Here is an 18,866-nt window from a genome sequence, read left to right on the forward strand (position 1 = left end):
GTCAAGCGACCTAAAAGCCCTTTTTTGTTATTTAAGTTTGAACTTCAGAACGACTGGATTATGATCAGTATTCTCAAAACCCATCTGCTTTGTCTCAAGCGATGTTACCTCTACATTTGATGAAACGATGAATCCATCGATGATGTAGAACTGAAACTTATTTGTGTCTAGGCTTGTAAGTGGTTTATCAAGACTTCTGCAACTTGCTGTCTTAGTATCCATCAAAAACTGCCATGAGCTATCGAACTTATCCGTATCTAGAACAGGAGGTTTCCATGTTCCGTCGAATTGTTTAATTATAGATGTGTCAGTTCCTGAGAAAGTCTGATTGAAATCTCCACCAGCGATAACATAGTTTCCTTTGTCAGCTTCAGTCTGAAGATAAGTTCTAAGCATATCAGTCTGTGCCTTCTTTCCGGCACCATTGTCATAGGCTTCTAAATGAAGGTTTACAATGACTAATTCCTTATCCGAGCCATTTATAGGCAAGCGATTTATGGTCAAACATCTCTTGAGGTTAGCTACTCTAGTAGGCCACTCAAATGGGCAAGGTAGCTGAACTCTTGTCGAGTCCTTAATGTTCACCTTGCTTAGCGTCTGTATACCTGAATTAACCTTTCCAATAGGTGGAATAGGGTAAGGAATGAATTTAACACTGAAGTTCTTAGCAAAGCTTGACTGATACTTTTGCTTGAGTAGCTTATTTTGAATTTCGGATACTTCATTTATATTACTGCTTCGGCTTGAGTTCTCATCTACCTCCTGAAGCAAGATGAAATCAGGATCAAGCGAGTTTAGCTCAGATGAAATTGCTTTTAAATTTTTGTTTACACCATCCGCATCAGCTGTTTTAACACTTTTACCTCCGTCCATGAAGAAGTCTGCATCCTTGCCTAGAGCACCGTAACCGATGTTCCAAGAAACCGCAGTCATTTCCTTTGATTTATCAACAGAATCCGTTTGACCTTTTCCTATGAGCGGAACAGGAACTTCCTTATCAGGATTGAATTCTGTCAAAGTTAGATATCCTATGAGTGCAGCGAAGCTTAAACCCAATATTAGAATTAGGCAAAGCAAATACTTAAGAATTCTCTGCCACAGTTTTTTCTGCTTAATTGTTTTTTCTTTTGTCATAATACTAAATCGGCACAAAGCAAAGTGCCATAACCTCTTTCGTTCTTTACTATGTTCTATAGCATTTTGAATAACTAATGCAAATAAAATGATACCATGTTAGGTATATTTTTTGCAATCATTAAGCCATGCCCAAATAAATTTTCAATATTTAGAAAAAAAGTACGATTCGCATGTAATTGTGGTATACTAAATAATAATTACTATAGTCCACATATAGGAGGAAGATAAAATGAAAAGAATATATAGCATGGTTTTGTTGCTGCTGTGTCTTTTGATTGTACTTTCAGGCTGTGGTAAAAAAGATGCAAAGCTAAATAATAACCAAGAAAGCAATGTAAATGTAAGTTATCGTGATAAGCTTAGCATAGGCGGAAAAAATCTGAAACATGTAAGGATAGATTCAGATAATGTTATCGATATAAGTGATGTTCCCGCGCTTCGTGATTTTGTCTCTCATGTATTTATAGCAAAGGTTGAGAGCCTAGATGGTTGCAGTACTACAGTAGGAAACGGAAGATTCTCACCAATACCAGCTGAGTATGGGAAAATGAGAGTGCTTAAAAGCATAAAAGGTAGTGTAGATGGTGATAGCATAAGTTATTACAGAGCGGGAGGAGTTATTTCCATAGCTGAATATGAGAAGGATGCCCCTACAGAGATGATTGCGAATGAAGAGAAACACCGTAAGGAATCAGGAAACGAAAATATCGATAAAAATGCTAATTTCTATGAATGGAAAGAAGATGGCGATATAGATATTGAAGTTGGAAAAACATATATCTTCTTCGCAATGTATAATGAGGAAACGGGATACTACAATATACTTGGTGCTCAATACGGAAGCAGGGAAATAAGTAGTGGTGGAGCAAACGATGGAGACGACAAGATTTCTATGAATGCTTTGGATAAGGATGAGTTAAAGCTGAAGAATAATGACAGCGGAAAGTATGAATCACTAAAAGAATTCATAGACAAATATTTTTCATAGTTTGATCACAATATGTGAAACTGAAATGTGAATTTGTGTAATAGACACTTTCAATAATACTAAAAAAGACTTTAACTTCGGTTAAAGTCTTTTCTATATTCTACGCCTTGGCGTTATTTACGTGGCGATGGGAGACACATCCATCGCATTTGCTCATTTGCTTGTGTATTTAACTTATACACTGGTGGGGACGGGTGAGACTTATTTTGCTGACTTTGCAGCGTTGAATCTCTTTGTTATACGGGAAACCTTTCTTGAAGCTGCGTGCTTGTTGATAGAACCCTTTGCTGCTGCTTGCATAAGCTTCTTCTCTGCTAAAGTAAGCTTCTCTGCTGCTACATTCATGTCACCTGATACAACTGCATCGTCAAACTGACGAAGAGCTTCCTTGACATGGTCCTTTACACGCTTGTTTCTTGCAGTTTTCTTGTCAATAACTTTGATTCTTTTTTTTGCGGATTTGATATTTGCCATAATTTTTACCCCACTATTCTTTAATCTTTAGCAATACTAATATAATTCGCATATACGCAAAGTATTATATACGATTAATTGATTAAGTGCAAGCGATTTCACATTATTTTCTCATTCTGCCTTGAATTTCCTTTGACTTTGTTATGGGAATTTATGTGCAGAGATGCTGATTTTAGGGTATAATGAAATGTATACATAAATTTGATCAGGAGGAGTATAGCATGCCAATTAGAGTTCCGAACAATCTACCGGCTGTCGAAACACTAACAAACGAAAATGTATTTGTAATGACAGATAGCCGTGCTATGACTCAGGACATCAGACCTTTGCAGATTTTGATTCTCAATCTGATGCCAACAAAGATAGATACAGAAACGCAGCTTACAAGACTTTTGGGAAACTCGCCACTTCAGGTAGAACTTGAGCTGCTTCAAACCGCAAGTCACAAATCACAGAATACACCAGAGGAGCATATGCTCACCTTCTATAAGAATTTTGAGCAGATTAAACAGAACTACTATGATGGAATGATAGTCACAGGTGCTCCTGTTGAGCTCATGGAGTTTGAGGAGGTCGAGTACTGGGATGAGCTTTGCGAGATAATGGAGTGGTCAAAGTCACACGTTCACAGCACTTTCTACATTTGTTGGGGTGCTCAGGCTGGACTCTACTACCACTACGGAATCAAGAAGTGTGTGCTTCCGGAGAAGCTTTCGGGCGTCTACAAGCACCGCTTGAGATATAAGACGGGGATGCTCTTTAGAGGCTTTGATGATGTTTTTTACGTGCCACACTCCAGGAATACGGATGTTGATGTGGAGGCTGTTGAGGCCTGCAAGGATATTAAGATCGTGGCAGAGTCAGATGAGGCAGGAATCTTTGCGATTAAATCAAATGATGACAAACAGATTTTCATAATGGGACACTCCGAGTACGATGCTGATACGCTTCATAAGGAGTATGAGAGAGACCTAAAGCAGGGCAAGAATCCTAATGTGCCTTGTAACTACTACCCTGATGATGATCCTAGCAAGGAGCCAGAGGTGACTTGGCGCTCATGCGCTAACCTTTTGTTCTCGAACTGGCTAAACTACTTTGTTTACCAGTCGACTCCTTACGACATCAACAGCATCCAGCAAGAGGCGAGCGAAGCCATGGATTTAGAAAAATCCGACCTTATAGTATCAAAGTTTGGCGGAACCTCACTTGCAGGAGCTGACAGGTTCAAAGTCGCAAAGGAAATAATTGAAGCTGACGAAAACCGCAAGTTTGTCGTGGTATCTGCACCGGGTAAGCGTGATGCACGCGACACTAAGGTGACGGACCTTCTTGTCGAACTTGCAGATAGTACATGCGTGGGCGGAGGTATAAATCTTGATATAAATCACGCAAGGAATCTTCTTGATGAGATAAAAGAGCGTTTTGTAGAGATAGAGGAAGAACTTCGCACCGGAGTTGACATAGAGGCTGAATTTGCAAAGATAGAGCATGATATATTTGAGGATGGACAAGGCAAGGCATATATTACAAGCCGAGGCGAGTACCTGAACGGAAAGCTTATGGCGGCATATCTTGGCGAGCCTTGGCAGTTTGTTGATGCAAAGGATATCGTCTTATTTGATAATGACGGAAAGCTTCTCATGGAGGAAACCCTAAAGGCTATTTCAGATAGATGCGCTAAACTACCTAGAGCGGTTATACCAGGTTTTTATGGACGATTTGCAGAGGACGGAAGCGTTGAAACTTTCAGCAGGGGCGGTTCGGATATTTCGGCATCTCTTGTTGCTGCAGCACTTCACGCTGACCTATATGAGAACTGGACAGATGTTTCAGGAATTTTGATGGCTGATCCTAGCATTGTCAGAAACCCTGTCACCGTTCCTGTTATGACATATAAGGAGCTTAGAGAACTTTCATATCTAGGTGCGACAGTTATGCACCCTGATGTAGTTGAGCCTGTGGTTAAGCTTGGAATTCCTATCATCATAAAGAACACAATGGATCCAGAGGCTGCGGGAACTCTAGTAGTTAAGGATAAGAAATACTACAAGGAGAGCATGGAAATCGCTGGTATTTCGGGAAAGCGTGGCTTTGTTGTAATCAAGCTAGAGAAGACGGGGCTTAATGATGATACAAAGCTTCGCCAAAGCATTTTGGATTTCTTTGCTGAGAACTCAGTTAAGATTACAAATATCATAGCGGGTATAGATTCGCTGATTCTCCTTGTGCCTAAGGACAGCTTTGAGAAAACTAGTCTCAGCTTCTTTGAGATGGAGGCTAACATTCGCAAGATGGCTGGCGGAATCAGGATAGATATAACCAAGGATATCGCGGTTATCGGCGTTGTTGGAAGAGAACTCGGCAGCTCGCCGACAGTCGTTATCAAGACACTTTCTGCACTCGCAGGAAGGCGAATAGATGTCAAACTAATAGACCACGGTCAGGGACAGATAAGCATTCTCATAGCCATAGCGGCAAATGACTATGCAGAGGCTATCAGGTCGATTTATGGCAGATTTGTATAATCTCGCTTTGATGCGAAATTATGTGATTAAAACATGCAAAAATAGTATAAATGAAATAATATAAGAGAAAATTTAGGACTAAAATCATGCAAATAATGGATAAAATCAAGGATTGCAATGGATGCTCAGCCTGCATAGTAGGCTGTAAGGATTCAGCAATCAAAATGGAGTATAAGGGCGAAAAGAAGTTTCCTTTGATAAATGAGGGGGCTTGTAGCAAGTGCAATAACTGCGTGCTATATTGCCCGCTATATATGCCAGTTGAGCTGCCTAAGCTAGAGGAGTTCTACGAGTATAATAGCGATTTTTATCATAGGGATATGCCAAAGATATATAGACAGACCATGCGCGACTTAAGAGATGGTAAGCAGGTTGACTTTGCTGGAACGCTTTGTCAGATTGCGGGACTGAAGTCTTTGATGGGCGACAGGCTCCATGAGAATTTGAGCCTAAAGCCGCTCTACTGTGATCCAGAAAATCCTGAGAGGGAAGAGTGCAGGTCATGCGAGTTCATAGGTCAGCAGTATTAGAATAGGTTTAGAGATGTTAAACAGTTTTGTAATTGCCTTCGAAGCCGTGGTGCCTATGTTCATTCTTGTTGGCATTGGAATGCTGGTCAGAAGGTCGAGCCTGATATCAAAGGAAGAAAATCGCAAGCTGAATAAGATGGCATTTAAGGTGTTCTTTTCTGCTTTGATGTTCAATAGCATATATAGCAATGGAGTGGACAAAGCGATTAACTACAGACTTATGCTTTATGGTATAATAGCTGTGCTGATTGTGTACATTCTGACGACGATATTCGTGCTTAGAGTAGAGCCGTCAAATCCGACTAGGGGTTCTCTTATTCAGGCGATATACCGAAGTAATTTTGTGCTGATGGGGCTTCCAATAGTTTCGAGCATAAGTGGTGCAAGTGAGCTTGCATCTACGGCACTTATGATTGCGGTGGTTATACCGATTAATAACATCCTAGCGATTCTTACCTTGGAGTATTACGGTGGTGGCAAGGCAAAGCTAAAGGACATGCTAATCAAACTTGCAAAGAATCCTATGCTCGAGGGAGCGGTGCTCGGAATTTTGAGCCTAGTGCTAGGAGTTAAACTACCTTTCTTCCTAGAGAAGCTAGTATCGGATATGGCTGCGGTAGCAACTCCTTTGACGCTTGTCATTCTAGGAATATCGTTTGAGTTTTCACAGATAAAGGAGTGCGGTCGTAATTTGATCTACGCCGTAGTTGGAAGACTCATAGTGGTGCCGGCGATAGTGCTTGGCGTAGCTGCTTTGATTGGCTTTAGAGATGCAGATTTTGTAACTTTAATTGCAATATTTGCATCGCCATCTGCGATAGCCTCATATACTATGGCTGAGAACATGAACTGCGACGGAGTTTTGGCGGGGAATTCGCTCATTGTTTCGTCATTGTTTTCAAGCATAACGATGTTTTTTTGGATTTTCCTATTCAAAAGCTTAGGCATGTTTTAGGAAATGAATTTAGTAGACAATATAGAGTAACTGTAGACAGAAAGGAGAAATTTATGTCAAGTTGTAATAGTGATTGCGGTTCATGCGGAAAGAGCTGCGGAAGTAGAGATTCAGGAGTTCCAATCGCTGAGATGAATGTTAACAGCGATGTTAGAAAGGTTATAGGTGTTGTCAGCGGTAAGGGAGGCGTTGGTAAGTCATCGGTTACTTCGATGCTTGCAGTTGCAGCGGCACGTGCTGGTAAGAGCGTTGCTATCCTAGATGGCGATATCACAGGACCTTCTATTCCTAACACATTTGGTCTTGATCAGCGTGCAGAGGGAGATGGAAAGACACTCTTCCCTGTAATGACAAAGGAAGGTATCAAGGTTATGTCAGTTAACCTTCTTTTAGAGAACAAGACAGACCCTGTTGTATGGAGAGGTCCAGTTCTTGGTGGAGTTATCACTCAGTTCTGGAGCGATGTTATCTGGGGGGATGTTGATGTAATGTTTGTCGACATGCCACCTGGAACAGGAGACGTTGCGCTGACAGTATACCAGTCACTTCCAGTTGACGGTATCGTAGTTGTAACATCACCACAGCAGCTCGTTGGAATGATAGTTGAGAAGGCCACAAAGATGGCTGATATGATGAGCATTCCAATTCTAGGACTAGTTGAGAACATGTCGTATTTCAAGTGTCCTGACTGTGGTGGAGAACACAAGATCTTTGGTGACAGTCACATCGATGAGATTGCAGCAAAGCACGGTATCACAAATGTAGCAAAGCTTCGCATTGATCCAGAGCTAGCTAAGGCTTGTGACGAGGGAAGAATCGAAGAGTATAAGTGCGAGGATATCGAGCCGCTAGCAAAGGTTCTCGTAGAGGACTAATGCTAATCGCATAAAGATTTAAAATTTGAGAACAGAGCCATTTTAAGAGGTTCTGTTCTTTTTTTGAAAAAGTTGTTGACAGCAGGGTTAGTTTCTGCTAACATAGACATACAGTTAGTTATAACTAACTAAAACTGACTGTCAAGTTAATATGAGTGGAGCTACTTCTTATATATAGCTTCGATCACAATTAACTCGGATTATATATCACTTTTAATTCTCGATTGGAGGGCGTGAGGTGAGTGTCGTAATAATTGGGGGTAATGAGTGCATGAGCCATAGATACGAGCAAATTTGTGGGGAGTATGGATGTAGCGCTAAGGTTTATACCAAAGAGAAGGGCGCTATAAAGAAGAAAATTGGCTCTCCAGATATGCTCATATGTTTTACGGGAACTGTGTCACATAAGATGGTTAACGCTGCAAAATCGGCAGCAAAGAAAGAGGGCATTCCTGTAGCACACTGTCATAGTAGCAGTGCTTCGGCTTTAGCAGAGTTACTCAAGGAGTTAACGCAATAGCATATTTTATATGCGTCAAACGGTAGAAATAATTTTTCCTTTTGGCTTTACAATTCACACAATAAAAAAACGCATCTAGCCAGTGCGTTTTTTTATTTGTGTTAAATTCCATATATGCTACTTAATATTGTCGCTGCAATTGGTAGTGTTATCAATGAGAATGTTGTTGTAAGCGCTACGCCTTCGGCAACGAGGTCTGCATTGTGCCCCTCTTTTGCTGCAACACCAACTGATGCGACTGCGCAAGGGAAACATGATGAGAACACAAGTGTAAGCTTTGCTCCTGGTGAGATAGGCAGCCAGTGTACTGCTAGGAAGGTAATTACAGGTACCACGATTAGGTTTATCGTTGAAGCTATGATAAGATCCTTGTTCTTTAGTATCGACATCACATTGCTTCCGGCAAGCTGTATTCCTACGATGAACATCGAAAGCGGAATTGTCGCATCACCTATCAAATCGAAAAAGTCTATAACTGGTGCTGGCAGATGTATTCCTCCAAAGAGTATGACCGCACCAAGGAGTGCTGAAACTATACATGGATTGAGCGCTGACTTTATGGTCTGCTTTAGGTCGTAGTTGCTATCGCGTCCGATGTTCATTTGGAATATTGCTATCATATATAGGTAGATATTAAGAGGAATGTTAGCGATAACAATCAGAAAGAAAATATAATCTCCGAATATTGCCTTTGTGATTGGGAATCCCATAAAACCAGTATTTACGGCTGTCATTACTACCATTAGAACTGATATGTACCCCTTTTACTGGACAAAACCAGTGAAAGGGGTTTTTGTATGAAATACAATTATGCTTTTAAACTTAATGCTGTAGAACTATATCGCTCTGGTCAGTGGATTGAAACACCAGAAGGTATAAGCCAAAAAAATTTTAGAAAAAGAATTGTACAATGGTCAAGAATTGCAGATATATATGGTCTTGATTCTCTTCGGCATCCAACTACATGTAAAGAACGTTCGGCTGAATGTAGATATCAGTTAGTAGCTCGTGTACTTGCTGGTGAATCACAAAAATCTGTTGCTATTAGTGCAGGAATTGAGGGTGGATTATTGTCTAAATGGGTTCAGACATATAAAATTAAAGGGTATGAAGGATTAAATCTCAAAAAAGGCAGAAAAAGTAAGAAGGAAGCAAACATGAGCAAGAAATCCAAACCCACTGATTTAACCCCATCAGAACGTGAAGAATTAATTCGTCTTAGAGCAGAAACTGAATACTTAAAAACGGAGAATGAAGCAATAAAAAAATTAATCGCCTTGAGACACGAAAGATGGGCTGCGGAACTCAAGGCGAAAAAGCAGCAATCATCAAAGAACTCCGAGAAAAAGGATACCAATTAAAATATCTCTTAAAAGCTATTGGCCTGTCTAAATCAACTTATTATTTCGAGATTAACAAATCAGATGTAGTTGCTGATCGCAATGAAGAATTACTGATTGTTATTAGAGAAATATTTGAAGAAAACAAGCATAGATATGGTGTTCGTAGAATTTATCATGAATTACTAAATCGTGGATATCATGTAAATCATAAGCGAGTTCAACGCCTTATGCATGAAGCAGGATTAGCTGGTAAGCGTCCAAAGGAAAAATATCATTCTTATAAAGGCGAAGTAGGTAAGATTGCTGATAATGTAATAAATAGGGATTTCAGTACAACAGCACCATTGCAGAAATGGACAACAGATATATCTCAGTTTAACTTTTCATGGGGGAAATGTTACATATCGCCTGTATTGGATATGAATACAAATGAAATTATCTCATATGATTTGTCCAAAAGCCCTAATCTTGAGCAGATAGAAAGAATGCTTGATAAAGCTTTTGATAAGTTTCCTTCTGTTGAAGGCTTAGTATTTCATTCGGATCAAGGTTGGCAGTATATGCATGCCCATTTTAGAAATACCTTACAGAAACACGGTATTGTACAGTCTATGTCGCGAAAAGGTAATTGTTATGATAACTGTATAATGGAAACCTTCTTCGGAAGACTAAAGAATGAGATGTATTATGGCTATGAGAAAGATTATTCCTCCTTCGAAGAGTTTTCAAAAGCTATTGATGAATATATAGATTATTATAATAACAAAAGAATCCAAGCAAAAACAAAATGGATGCCACCTGTAAAGTACAGGATCGCATCCATGTGTTCAGCTTAATTCGCTAATGAATGTGTCCAGGATTCTGGGTACATATCAAACTCCGACATCTGCAGATGGTGTACTTTTTAGCAGTTTGCTCAAAAAGTAGGCGATAATTGGCATAATAGTAAAGAAAAGACCTGCTCCAATAAGTACGGTTATAGTATCCTTAAATAACTCGTGGTTAAGTGTTCCTGTTGCCATAGCGTGAAGAATCATCGCAGGCGATGTAATCAGGATTAAAAGGTCAACGAGATATTTGTTGGATTCGGCGGGCAGTATACCACGCTTATTTGCAAATAAGCCAACGAAGATCATTGCAAAGATGACCATGATTTTTATTAAGATTGTAAGCATGATTCTCCTTAAATTTTCATTGTAATGATATGTATTATAGCATAAAATATTTATAAGAAAAAGTTTTGATACAACATGTTTTTACTGAGAAAATCTAATTAAGAGGTGGTATATGGGAAATATAAAGAACCATTACATATATAAGTACGCAATGAGAAGACTGAAGAAGAAGTGCTCGCTTAAACCCGAATTAAGCCGTGTAAGTGATGAGCAAAAGGTGAAAATATGCAAGACTGTGGCAAAAAGAGTGCGAAGCATTGCCATAGTAATTGGTATTATATATTTTATTTTGATGAGCGTGCTAAATATGCTTGCTGTAATGTATCCTTACAGCAGTCCGTTTGTTACATGGTATATAGATCGTTTTGAATCCGTGATGCCACTTACCCAATACGGCAGGCTATATAGTAGAGCAAACATATTAAGCATGTTGATATTGCTAATTCCGGTGATTTTAATAATTGCAGGACCGCTTTTTATTTTGATACTTCTCATTACAGACATTGAGCTTAATAAGGAACTGAGGGAGCATTTTGGAGACCTTGACGAATAGAGAAACTGTGTGATTTGACATAAGTATCTAAGTTTGGTAAATTTGAATCGGAGGACGAAATATATGGGGAATTTATGTAAGCTATGCAAGGTTTGCGACGGCAGGGCCTGTAGAAATACCATTCCTGGTCCAGGGGCAAAGGGAACTGGCGATGTCGCAATTAGAAACTTTGATAAGTGGCGCGATATACGCGTAAATATGGACACTTTAGTGGAGAAAAAGCAGATAAGTACTGATTTTAAGCTTTTTGGGAAAGAGTTTTCTGCCCCAATTTTCGCAGGTCCAATAGGCGCAGTAAGGATGCACTATAGTGATGAATACGACGACAGAAGCTTTAACAAGGTTTTGATTAAAGCCTGTAATGAAGCAGGCATTGCAGCCTTCACAGGAGATGGAATGGATGACGACCAGATGGTTTCAGGATGTGAGGCGGTTAAAGAAGCTGACGGACGCGGAATTCCAACGATTAAGCCGTGGAATCTCGAGATGATTAAGAAGAAAATTGAGCTTACTAAGGAGGCTAATGCCTTTGCGGTAGCGATGGATATAGATGCTGCAGGACTTCCATTTTTGAAGAATTTTACTCCTCCAGCAGGAAGTAAATCAGTTGAGCAACTTAGAGAAATCGTTGAACTTCTCGACGTACCTTTCATAGTAAAGGGAATAATGACACCTAAAGCTGCGTTAAAGGCAAAGGAAGCGGGGGCCAGTGCCATAGTTGTGAGCAATCACGGTGGCAGAGTCCTTGATCAGTGTCCAGCGACAGCAGAGGTTTTAGAGGATATAGTTAAGGCAGTTGACGGCTCGATGAAGATTTTCGTTGATGGCGGTATTAGAACAGGTGTTGATGTTTTCAAAGCACTAGCGCTTGGAGCAGATGCCGTTATCATAGCAAGACCTTTTGTAAGCTCTGTATATGCAGGAGCAGGCGAAGCCGTAAAGGAACTTGCCGAAAAGCTGAAGCACGAACTAGAGGATACCATGGCTATGTGCGGAGCCTATTCGCTTGAGGACATTAGTCGTGACATGGTAAGTGTTTTTAAATAATTGAGATGGAGAAAGAATGAAAACTATAATCGCTGCGTCGAGAAACGAGCACAAGATAAAGGAGATAACTGCAATTACTGAGAAGTACGGCATGAAGGTTATTTCAAGGGATGATGCTGGAATACCTCATTTTGAGATAGAGGAAGACGGTGACACCTTTGAGGAAAACTCCTACAAAAAGGCGTATGAGATAATGAAGTATTCCAATGAGATAACGATAGCCGATGATTCAGGGCTAGAGGTTGATTATCTCAATGGAGAGCCAGGCGTCTACTCGGCAAGATATGCAGGGGATAATGCTGATGATAAGAAGAATAACGAGAAGCTCCTTTGCATGTTAGATGGCGTGACCTACACAGATAGACGCGCGAAGTTTGTTTCTGTTATAACCATAGTTTTTCCTGATGGGGAGACTCTTGTGGCAAGGGGAGAGTGCCCTGGCCACATAATAGATAGAGAAGAAGGAGAGTTTGGTTTTGGCTATGATCCACTGTTTATCCCTAACGGATATCAGAGGACATTTGCTCAAATGGATGCAGAGACAAAGAACAAAATCAGCCATAGAGCAAAGGCGCTTGAAGAAATGGAGAGATTGCTGAGTGAAAGAGGCGGGATTTAGAAACAGTGAGCACATGACTCTCAAGAAAAAGTTTTTCCGAATGATCTACCTAGGCATCAAAGAGTATCAGGATCCATATTATCAAGGAATTCCAGAACAGATAGCCTTCTATTTCATATTATCAATTTTCCCAAGCATAGTTCTGCTCACGCAGCTACTAGGCGTTTTTAATCTGTCTATAGATTTGCTGCAGAACTGGTTTGAGAAGAATTTTTCTAGTGAAGCTATGGTATTTCTGAACAAAATTTTTGAGTTCAGGCCACAGACGACAACAAACTTTTTCCTAATTATAATGGCCATTTGGGCGGCCTCAAGGATACAGTTTACGCTGCTGAGAGTGCTGAATTACAGCTATTCTGATGGGCAGGATTTCGGAAACTTTTGGCTTGATAGACTTCGCTCGATGATGGCTGTAGTAGTTACAGTAATAGCGATGGTATTCATATTCATAGTTCTCGGATACGGAGAGCTAGTCCTAGAATTTTTGGCAACTCACTTGCAGATAAACAGCAGGCTCGACTGGATATGGACCTTCCTTCGCTGGCCTATTGCAGGAGCGCTATATTTTTTCCTTATATTCATGAACTACTACATGCTGCCAAAGTGTAAGCTAAAAGCAAGAAGTGTTGTTCCAGGAACCATTTTCTGCGCAGTTGGAATGCTACTAGTTACAATCTTTTATTCAAGATATACAACAAGGGCAGTGACAAACAACATCCTTTACGGATCTATGGCCAGCTTATCGATTTCGATGTTTTGGCTATACTTTGTTTCATGGGTGTTTGTTCTAGGAATCATTCTAAACAAGGTTTGGGCTGATATGAAGGAATAATCAGCGTTTTGGTATTCTAAAGCTGAGTTAATGAAAGGAAATAAGATATGAAACGGAAGCACTCAAATGTAAGTAGGAAGTGTGCTGGTCGCATAAGTGATATGCTTGAATCTATGAATAGAGGTGAAAAATATCTTACACCAATTTTTGGAACAGAAGCTAGTAATATCGAGATGCCAAACAAAAAAATCAATATGGATCCTGTTCCTCCACAGCTTGCTGCCGAAATGATTAGGGGATATCTCAAAACGGAAGGAAATGCAACGCAGAATCTTGCAACCTTCTGTCAAACTTATATGGACCCAGTAGCCGCAGAGCTAATGGCTGAAAACTTTGAGAAAAATGCGATTGATAAGGATGAATATCCAATGACAGCAGATTTGGAAAATCGCTGTGTGGAAATTATAGGGAATCTATGGAATGTCAATCAAAATGAAGAACCAATAGGTACATCTACAGTTGGGTCGTCTGAGGCTTGTATGCTAGGTGGTTTAGCTATGTTATTCAGATGGAAGAAGCTTGCAGACAAAGCAGGAATTGATAGGTGTAAAAGACGACCTAATCTTGTAATTTCAGCAGGATATCAGGTTTGCTGGGAGAAGTTTTGTAGATATTGGGATATTGAAATGAGAACGGTGCCTATAGATATGGAACACCTATCTCTTAATATGGATACAGTAATGGACTATATCGATGATTATACAATAGGTGTAGTCGCAATCTTAGGCATTACTTATACAGGTAAATATGATGATGTCAAAGCTTTAGATAAGCTAGTTGAAGAGTATAATCAAAATCACAAAAATCTACCTATCCGTATACATGTTGATGGAGCATCGGGGGGAATGGTTACACCTTTTATCGAGCCAGAACTTGAATGGGATTTTAGACTAAAAAATGTATGGTCCATTAGCACCTCTGGCCATAAATACGGACTTGTATATCCTGGAGTAGGCTGGATAATATGGAGGGGTAAAGAGGCACTGCCAGAGGAACTAATATTTTGGGTAAGCTACCTTGGAGGTGAGGAAGCTACAATTGCTATTAACTTTTCACGAAGTGCATCTCAAATTGTAGGTCAATATTACATGTTAATGCGCAATGGATTTAGTGGGTATAGAGAGATTCATCAGCGAACCATAAATGTGGCACGCTACATGGCAGAAGAGATAGAAAAGATGGGTATCTTTGAAGTCATAGAAGATGCAAAACAGATTCCGATTGTATGCTGGAAGCTAAAAGATGAAGCATGTGTTGACTGGAATCTCTATGATCTTGAAGACCGTTTGCGTATGCATGGCTGGATGATTCCAGCATACCCTATGCCTGAGAATATAGAGGATATAGACGTGCAAAGGCTTGTTATTCGCCAGGACTTTGGAATGCAGTTAGCTGTTCTTTGCATAAGCGAGATGAAAAAACAGATTGAAATTCTAAATGGATCAAGAATCGTGATTCGCGATGATACCGATGAAGGAAAACCAGGCAAGTGCTTTGACCATAGTGGCAGATAGGCCAACAAAAAGAAAAAACCGCTATGCATGCAAGATTGCATGTATAGCGGAATTTTTTTATCAAAATTTGATGCCAAAGTCAAAACCTGATGTTAAATAAAACTATCAGTCTGTCGTCAAAACGCGAACGCGTAGGACTTCTGGAACCTTTGGAATCTCTGTAATCTCATCATCTGTTGCAACTAGTGCGTAGCCGTATTCACCGCGTGTAGCACCTGCGATAGCCGTGATATTCTTATCTGCGAACATTGCGGCAGCAAGCTTTGCTGGGTATGGCTCGTTCTTCGTTATGAGTGCAACTCTAGTCTGAGTTCCGATAGGACCAAGGTCTACGGCAGGGAAGTTAACTGAGTTTCTAATATTTCCGTTCTCTAGGTAGTCCATGATTTCTTCTGCAGCCATCATTGCACAGTTATCTTCTGCTTCCTCTGTAGAAGCTCCAAGATGAGGCATGCAAACAACATCCTCTCTTCCGATAATGCCGTTTGTTGCAAAGTCAGTGATGTACTTAGAAATCTTTCCTGACTCTAAAGCTTCTATCATAGCGTCTTCGTCAACGAGCTTATCTCTTGAGAAGTTTAGGAATATAGCGCCTGGCTTGATGCATGAAAGAAGCTCAGCATTAAACATTCCATTTGTACTTGGAAGTGATGGAAGGTGAAGGCTGACATAGTCAGCTTTTGCTAGAGCAGCTTCAGGCTTAGTCTCTATCTTAACTGATGCGTTTAGACGGAGAGCTGAGTGTACTCCTAAATAAGGGTCATATCCTATTACATCCATACCGAGATCTGATGCAGCATTACACACAAGGATTCCGATTGCACCAAGACCGAATACAGAGATTGTCTTTCCCTTTAGCTCACTTCCTGCGAACTTGCTCTTGCCTTTCTCAACCTCTTTGCCGATGTTGTCGCTTTCTTTGCCAGCAAATGCATTTGTCCAAGCGATGGCCTTGTCTAGATTTCTTGCAGCTAAAACCAAGGCTCCGATTATGAGCTCTTTAACCGCGTTTGCATTTGCACCAGGGGTATTGAAAACTACGATTCCCTGATCAGCGCATGATTCTAAAGGAATATTGTTTACTCCTGCACCAGCTCTTGCAATAGCAAGAAGTGATTCATCAAACTGCATATCGTGCATAGCCTGACTGCGCACGAGAACACCTGCAGAACCATCTATTCCGTTTGCGCCGTCTACTATCTCGTAGGCATCTGTAAAGCGGGCTAGACCCACCGGGGAAATTTTGTTGAGCGTTGAAATCTTATACATTTATAGCCTCCTAAGCATTTATATTTAATCCTAAAACTCCGATTGAAGCTTCACTGAAATATAGCACTAAAGTCATTCAAATTATTATAGCACTGGATTGCGTAGCTTTCAATATAGTGATAAAATAAGAAGGGTCTACAACTAGAAACTTAATTCAATTTATATAATATAAGCTAAAGGAGAAATAACATGGACAAAAGGGTTTTTAACTTCTCAGCAGGACCATCCGTATTACCACTTGAGGTGATGGAGGATGCAGCAGCAAATTTAACTAATTACAAGGGCTGTGGACAGTCCGTTATGGAGATGAGCCATAGATCAAAGGATTTTCAGCAGATTATAGATGATGCTGAGGCAAATCTCAGAAAGCTTATGAACATACCTGACAATTACAAGGTTCTATTCCTTCAGGGTGGTGGAACGCTTCAGTTTTCGATGGTTCCGATTAACCTTTTGAGAAAATCAAAGAAGGCAGACTACATAGTAACCGGAAACTGGGCGAAGAAGGCGGCTGAAGAGGCTGAGAAATTCGGTGATATCAAGGTTATTGCAAGCTCCAAGGACGAGAACTACACATATATTCCTAAGGTAAAGAAAGAGGATATCAGAGAGGATGCAGACTATGTTTACATCTGTTTCAACAACACTATCTTTGGATCACACTTCCCATATATCCCTGAGACGGGAGATATTCCGCTAGTTGCAGATATGTCGAGCTGCATACTTTCAGAGGAAGTTGATGTGACTAAGTATGGATTAATTTATGCTGGAGCTCAGAAGAACATTGCACCAGCGGGAGTTACCATTGTTATTATCAGGGAAGATCTTCTTGGATTTGCACCTGAGAACACTCCAATTTATCTAGATTATAAGACACATGCAGATAAGGATTCGATGTACAATACACCGCCTTGCTTTACGATTTACATTGCAGGAGAGGTTTTTAAGTATCTTGACAGAATAGGCGGAATCAAGAAGATTCACGAGATTAATGTTAGGAAGGCAAATATGCTCTACGACTACATCGATTCGAGCAATTTTTACAAAGCACCAGTTCGCAAGGAAGATCGTTCACTAATGAACGTAGTCTTTGTTACAGGAGATGAGGCATTAGATAAGAAGTTCATCGCAGAGGCTAAGGAGAGAGGACTTATTAACCTTTCAGGTCATAGAATCCTTGGTGGAATGCGTGCAAGTATATATAATGCTATGCCTATTGAGGGCGTAGAAGCTTTGATAGAATTCATGAAAGAATTTAAGGAGGCTAATTAAGTATGAAGTATCTGATTGTAGTGCCAGACGGCTCAGGAGATGACGAAATTGCGTCATTGGGAGGCAAGACACCGCTTGAAGTATCTAACATACCTAACATTAATAAACTAGCAAGTAAGGCACTCGTTGGGATGGTTAGGACAATTCCGCCAGGAATTCCACCAGGAAGTGATGCAGCAAATTTAGGACTCATGGGATATGACGCAAGGACTGACCTTGCAGGTAGATCACCACTTGAGGTTATCAGCATCGGCATAGATATGGAGCCTGATGATGTTGCCTTTCGTACAAACTTCATCACGGTAAGTGGTGATGGAAGTTACGATGATATGACCATAGTAAACCACGATGCAGGCTGTATTTCATCAGAGGAATCAGCTGAGCTTATTGAGGCTTTGAACAAAGAGTTTGGCTCAGATAAGCTAAGATATTACACAGGAACTCAGTATAGACATTGCCTTCTTGTGCACGATGGAAGAACGGACTATGAGACGGTACCTCCACATGACCATTTAGATAAGAGGGTTGGAGATTGGCTTCCTAAGGGTGAGGATGCAGAATTTCTCACCGATATGATGAGAAGAAGCTACGAGATAATGAACGAGCATCCGGTTAATCAGAAGCGTAGAGAGCAAGGTCTTATGCCAGCAAACTCAATTTGGATATGGGGACAGGGAAAGAGACCTAATCTCGTTAACTTTGAGGATAAGTACTCAGTAAAAGGAAGTGTTATAAGCGCAATTGACCTTATCAGAGGTATCGCTATGTACGCTGGACTTGGAACCGTTATCGTTCCAGGTGCGACGGGAAGCCTTGATACAAACTATGAGGGTAAGGCTCAGGCAGCGCTAGATCTCTTTGATGAAGGAAATGACTTTGTCTATGTACATGTTGAGGGACCTGATGAGTCATCTCATGCAGGATCGCTCGAGGACAAAATTGCATGCATAGAGAACATAGATTCAAGAATAGTAAAGCCTATAGTTGAGGGACTTAGAGAAAGAGGTGAGGATTTCAGAGTTCTCATTGCACCTGACCACAGGACGCCTCTTGCAATTCGCACGCACTCTAGTGACCCTGTTCCATTTGTTATCTACGATAGCAGAAATGAGCTTCCAGATGATGAGCGCAAGCAGTTTAATGAGCGTGCAGCTATAGCTACAGGTGTCTATGTTGATGAAGCATTTAAGCTAACGGACATGCTTTTTGAAAAGATGAAGTATTAGTTTTGATGTGGT

At 40.5% G+C, this 18,866-nt stretch carries 20 protein-coding genes; 15 read left to right on the plus strand and 5 right to left on the minus strand.

Features of this window, described 5'->3' with window-relative positions:
- Nucleotides 1-27: 27 nt before the first annotated feature.
- Nucleotides 28-1,134 (minus strand): endonuclease, encoded by a 1,107-nt coding sequence (locus ADJ67_02240; GenBank protein ID AKT46621.1) that lies wholly within the window; start codon nucleotides 1,132-1,134, stop codon nucleotides 28-30.
- A gap of 232 nt (nucleotides 1,135-1,366) precedes the next feature.
- On the opposite strand from ADJ67_02240, the gene ADJ67_02245 reads away from it, so the two are divergent.
- Entirely contained in the window at nucleotides 1,367-2,125 is a 759-nt protein-coding gene (locus ADJ67_02245; protein ID AKT46622.1) for a hypothetical protein, read from the plus strand.
- Nucleotides 2,126-2,326: 201 nt separating this feature from the next.
- On the opposite strand, the gene ADJ67_02250 is transcribed toward ADJ67_02245, so the two are convergent.
- Nucleotides 2,327-2,599: a 30S ribosomal protein S20 gene (locus tag ADJ67_02250; GenBank protein ID AKT46623.1), complete on the minus strand. Its 273-nt coding sequence runs from the start codon at nucleotides 2,597-2,599 to the stop codon at nucleotides 2,327-2,329.
- A 221-nt stretch (nucleotides 2,600-2,820) separates the two neighbouring features.
- On the opposite strand from ADJ67_02250, the gene ADJ67_02255 reads away from it, so the two are divergent.
- From ADJ67_02255 to ADJ67_02275, 5 genes are all read left to right on the plus strand, one after another.
- Nucleotides 2,821-5,124 (plus strand): homoserine O-succinyltransferase, encoded by a 2,304-nt coding sequence (locus tag ADJ67_02255; GenBank protein ID AKT46624.1) that lies wholly within the window; start codon nucleotides 2,821-2,823, stop codon nucleotides 5,122-5,124.
- Between the two features lie 95 nt (nucleotides 5,125-5,219).
- Nucleotides 5,220-5,654 carry a hypothetical protein gene (locus ADJ67_02260; GenBank protein AKT46625.1) on the plus strand — a complete coding sequence of 145 codons (435 nt, stop codon included), beginning with the start codon at nucleotides 5,220-5,222 and terminating at the stop codon, nucleotides 5,652-5,654.
- A 13-nt stretch (nucleotides 5,655-5,667) separates the two neighbouring features.
- Nucleotides 5,668-6,609 (plus strand): transporter, encoded by a 942-nt coding sequence (locus tag ADJ67_02265; protein ID AKT46626.1) that lies wholly within the window; start codon nucleotides 5,668-5,670, stop codon nucleotides 6,607-6,609.
- Nucleotides 6,610-6,662: 53 nt separating this feature from the next.
- Nucleotides 6,663-7,484, plus strand: coding sequence for an ATP-binding protein (locus tag ADJ67_02270; protein ID AKT46627.1), 822 nt, complete (start codon nucleotides 6,663-6,665; stop codon nucleotides 7,482-7,484).
- 238 nt (nucleotides 7,485-7,722) lie between these two features.
- Nucleotides 7,723-8,004 (plus strand): hypothetical protein, encoded by a 282-nt coding sequence (locus ADJ67_02275; GenBank protein ID AKT46628.1) that lies wholly within the window; start codon nucleotides 7,723-7,725, stop codon nucleotides 8,002-8,004.
- A gap of 101 nt (nucleotides 8,005-8,105) precedes the next feature.
- Here ADJ67_02275 and ADJ67_02280 read toward each other — a convergent pair whose 3' ends face one another.
- On the minus strand, nucleotides 8,106-8,747 hold the full coding sequence (locus tag ADJ67_02280; protein ID AKT46629.1) for a hypothetical protein: 642 nt from the start codon (nucleotides 8,745-8,747) through the stop codon (nucleotides 8,106-8,108).
- A gap of 54 nt (nucleotides 8,748-8,801) precedes the next feature.
- Between ADJ67_02280 and ADJ67_02285 the strand changes: the two genes are divergently transcribed.
- Nucleotides 8,802-9,365, plus strand: a complete 564-nt coding sequence (locus tag ADJ67_02285; protein ID AKT46630.1) for a transposase — start codon at nucleotides 8,802-8,804, stop codon at nucleotides 9,363-9,365.
- A 23-nt stretch (nucleotides 9,366-9,388) separates the two neighbouring features.
- Complete coding sequence (locus tag ADJ67_02290; protein ID AKT47633.1) at nucleotides 9,389-10,183, plus strand: transposase; 795 nt, start codon at nucleotides 9,389-9,391, stop codon at nucleotides 10,181-10,183.
- A 36-nt stretch (nucleotides 10,184-10,219) separates the two neighbouring features.
- On the opposite strand, the gene ADJ67_02295 is transcribed toward ADJ67_02290, so the two are convergent.
- A complete protein-coding gene (locus ADJ67_02295; protein ID AKT46631.1) occupies nucleotides 10,220-10,522 on the minus strand; it encodes a hypothetical protein in 303 nt (100 codons plus the stop codon).
- 112 nt (nucleotides 10,523-10,634) lie between these two features.
- On the opposite strand from ADJ67_02295, the gene ADJ67_02300 reads away from it, so the two are divergent.
- The 5 genes from ADJ67_02300 to ADJ67_02320 all read left to right on the plus strand — a co-directional run bounded on the left by ADJ67_02300 (nucleotide 10,635) and on the right by ADJ67_02320 (nucleotide 15,087).
- Entirely contained in the window at nucleotides 10,635-11,075 is a 441-nt protein-coding gene (locus tag ADJ67_02300; GenBank protein ID AKT46632.1) for a hypothetical protein, read from the plus strand.
- A 63-nt stretch (nucleotides 11,076-11,138) separates the two neighbouring features.
- Nucleotides 11,139-12,122, plus strand: coding sequence for a (S)-2-hydroxy-acid oxidase (locus ADJ67_02305; GenBank protein ID AKT46633.1), 984 nt, complete (start codon nucleotides 11,139-11,141; stop codon nucleotides 12,120-12,122).
- A gap of 16 nt (nucleotides 12,123-12,138) precedes the next feature.
- Nucleotides 12,139-12,741 carry a nucleoside-triphosphate diphosphatase gene (locus ADJ67_02310; protein ID AKT46634.1) on the plus strand — a complete coding sequence of 201 codons (603 nt, stop codon included), beginning with the start codon at nucleotides 12,139-12,141 and terminating at the stop codon, nucleotides 12,739-12,741.
- Entirely contained in the window at nucleotides 12,722-13,573 is an 852-nt protein-coding gene (locus tag ADJ67_02315) for a hypothetical protein (GenBank protein ID AKT46635.1), read from the plus strand. Before ADJ67_02310 ends, ADJ67_02315 begins: the two co-directional genes overlap by 20 nt.
- Before the next feature lie 101 nt (nucleotides 13,574-13,674).
- Nucleotides 13,675-15,087, plus strand: a complete 1,413-nt coding sequence (locus tag ADJ67_02320) for a glutamate decarboxylase (protein ID AKT47634.1) — start codon at nucleotides 13,675-13,677, stop codon at nucleotides 15,085-15,087.
- A gap of 105 nt (nucleotides 15,088-15,192) precedes the next feature.
- On the opposite strand, the gene ADJ67_02325 is transcribed toward ADJ67_02320, so the two are convergent.
- On the minus strand, nucleotides 15,193-16,356 hold the full coding sequence (locus ADJ67_02325; protein ID AKT46636.1) for a 3-phosphoglycerate dehydrogenase: 1,164 nt from the start codon (nucleotides 16,354-16,356) through the stop codon (nucleotides 15,193-15,195).
- 189 nt (nucleotides 16,357-16,545) lie between these two features.
- Here ADJ67_02325 and ADJ67_02330 point away from each other — a divergent pair, with 189 nt between their 5' ends.
- Both ADJ67_02330 and ADJ67_02335 read left to right on the plus strand, forming a co-directional pair.
- Nucleotides 16,546-17,628, plus strand: coding sequence for an MFS transporter (locus ADJ67_02330; protein AKT46637.1), 1,083 nt, complete (start codon nucleotides 16,546-16,548; stop codon nucleotides 17,626-17,628).
- Between the two features lie 2 nt (nucleotides 17,629-17,630).
- Nucleotides 17,631-18,854: a phosphoglycerate mutase gene (locus ADJ67_02335; GenBank protein ID AKT46638.1), complete on the plus strand. Its 1,224-nt coding sequence runs from the start codon at nucleotides 17,631-17,633 to the stop codon at nucleotides 18,852-18,854.
- The last annotated feature ends 12 nt before the right edge of the window (nucleotides 18,855-18,866 follow it).

It is taken from the genome of Eubacterium sulci ATCC 35585 (genome assembly GCA_001189495.1).
Classification (GTDB): domain Bacteria; phylum Bacillota; class Clostridia; order Peptostreptococcales; family Anaerovoracaceae; genus Eubacterium_B; species Eubacterium_B sulci.

What these genes read in the sequence shown, in the direction of transcription:
- ADJ67_02240 (AKT46621.1), bottom strand. Translation starts at nt 1,134, where the DNA reads ATGACAAAAGAAAAAACAATTAAGCAGAAAAAACTGTGGCAGAGAATT.
- ADJ67_02245 (AKT46622.1), top strand. Translation starts at nt 1,367, where the DNA reads ATGAAAAGAATATATAGCATGGTTTTGTTGCTGCTGTGTCTTTTGATT.
- ADJ67_02250 (AKT46623.1), bottom strand. Translation starts at nt 2,599, where the DNA reads ATGGCAAATATCAAATCCGCAAAAAAAAGAATCAAAGTTATTGACAAG.
- ADJ67_02255 (AKT46624.1), top strand. Translation starts at nt 2,821, where the DNA reads ATGCCAATTAGAGTTCCGAACAATCTACCGGCTGTCGAAACACTAACA.
- ADJ67_02260 (AKT46625.1), top strand. Translation starts at nt 5,220, where the DNA reads ATGGATAAAATCAAGGATTGCAATGGATGCTCAGCCTGCATAGTAGGC.
- ADJ67_02265 (AKT46626.1), top strand. Translation starts at nt 5,668, where the DNA reads ATGTTAAACAGTTTTGTAATTGCCTTCGAAGCCGTGGTGCCTATGTTC.
- ADJ67_02270 (AKT46627.1), top strand. Translation starts at nt 6,663, where the DNA reads ATGTCAAGTTGTAATAGTGATTGCGGTTCATGCGGAAAGAGCTGCGGA.
- ADJ67_02280 (AKT46629.1), bottom strand. Translation starts at nt 8,747, where the DNA reads ATGGTAGTAATGACAGCCGTAAATACTGGTTTTATGGGATTCCCAATC.
- ADJ67_02285 (AKT46630.1), top strand. Translation starts at nt 8,802, where the DNA reads ATGAAATACAATTATGCTTTTAAACTTAATGCTGTAGAACTATATCGC.
- ADJ67_02295 (AKT46631.1), bottom strand. Translation starts at nt 10,522, where the DNA reads ATGCTTACAATCTTAATAAAAATCATGGTCATCTTTGCAATGATCTTC.
- ADJ67_02300 (AKT46632.1), top strand. Translation starts at nt 10,635, where the DNA reads ATGGGAAATATAAAGAACCATTACATATATAAGTACGCAATGAGAAGA.
- ADJ67_02305 (AKT46633.1), top strand. Translation starts at nt 11,139, where the DNA reads ATGGGGAATTTATGTAAGCTATGCAAGGTTTGCGACGGCAGGGCCTGT.
- ADJ67_02310 (AKT46634.1), top strand. Translation starts at nt 12,139, where the DNA reads ATGAAAACTATAATCGCTGCGTCGAGAAACGAGCACAAGATAAAGGAG.
- ADJ67_02320 (AKT47634.1), top strand. Translation starts at nt 13,675, where the DNA reads ATGCTTGAATCTATGAATAGAGGTGAAAAATATCTTACACCAATTTTT.
- ADJ67_02325 (AKT46636.1), bottom strand. Translation starts at nt 16,356, where the DNA reads ATGTATAAGATTTCAACGCTCAACAAAATTTCCCCGGTGGGTCTAGCC.
- ADJ67_02330 (AKT46637.1), top strand. Translation starts at nt 16,546, where the DNA reads ATGGACAAAAGGGTTTTTAACTTCTCAGCAGGACCATCCGTATTACCA.
- ADJ67_02335 (AKT46638.1), top strand. Translation starts at nt 17,631, where the DNA reads ATGAAGTATCTGATTGTAGTGCCAGACGGCTCAGGAGATGACGAAATT.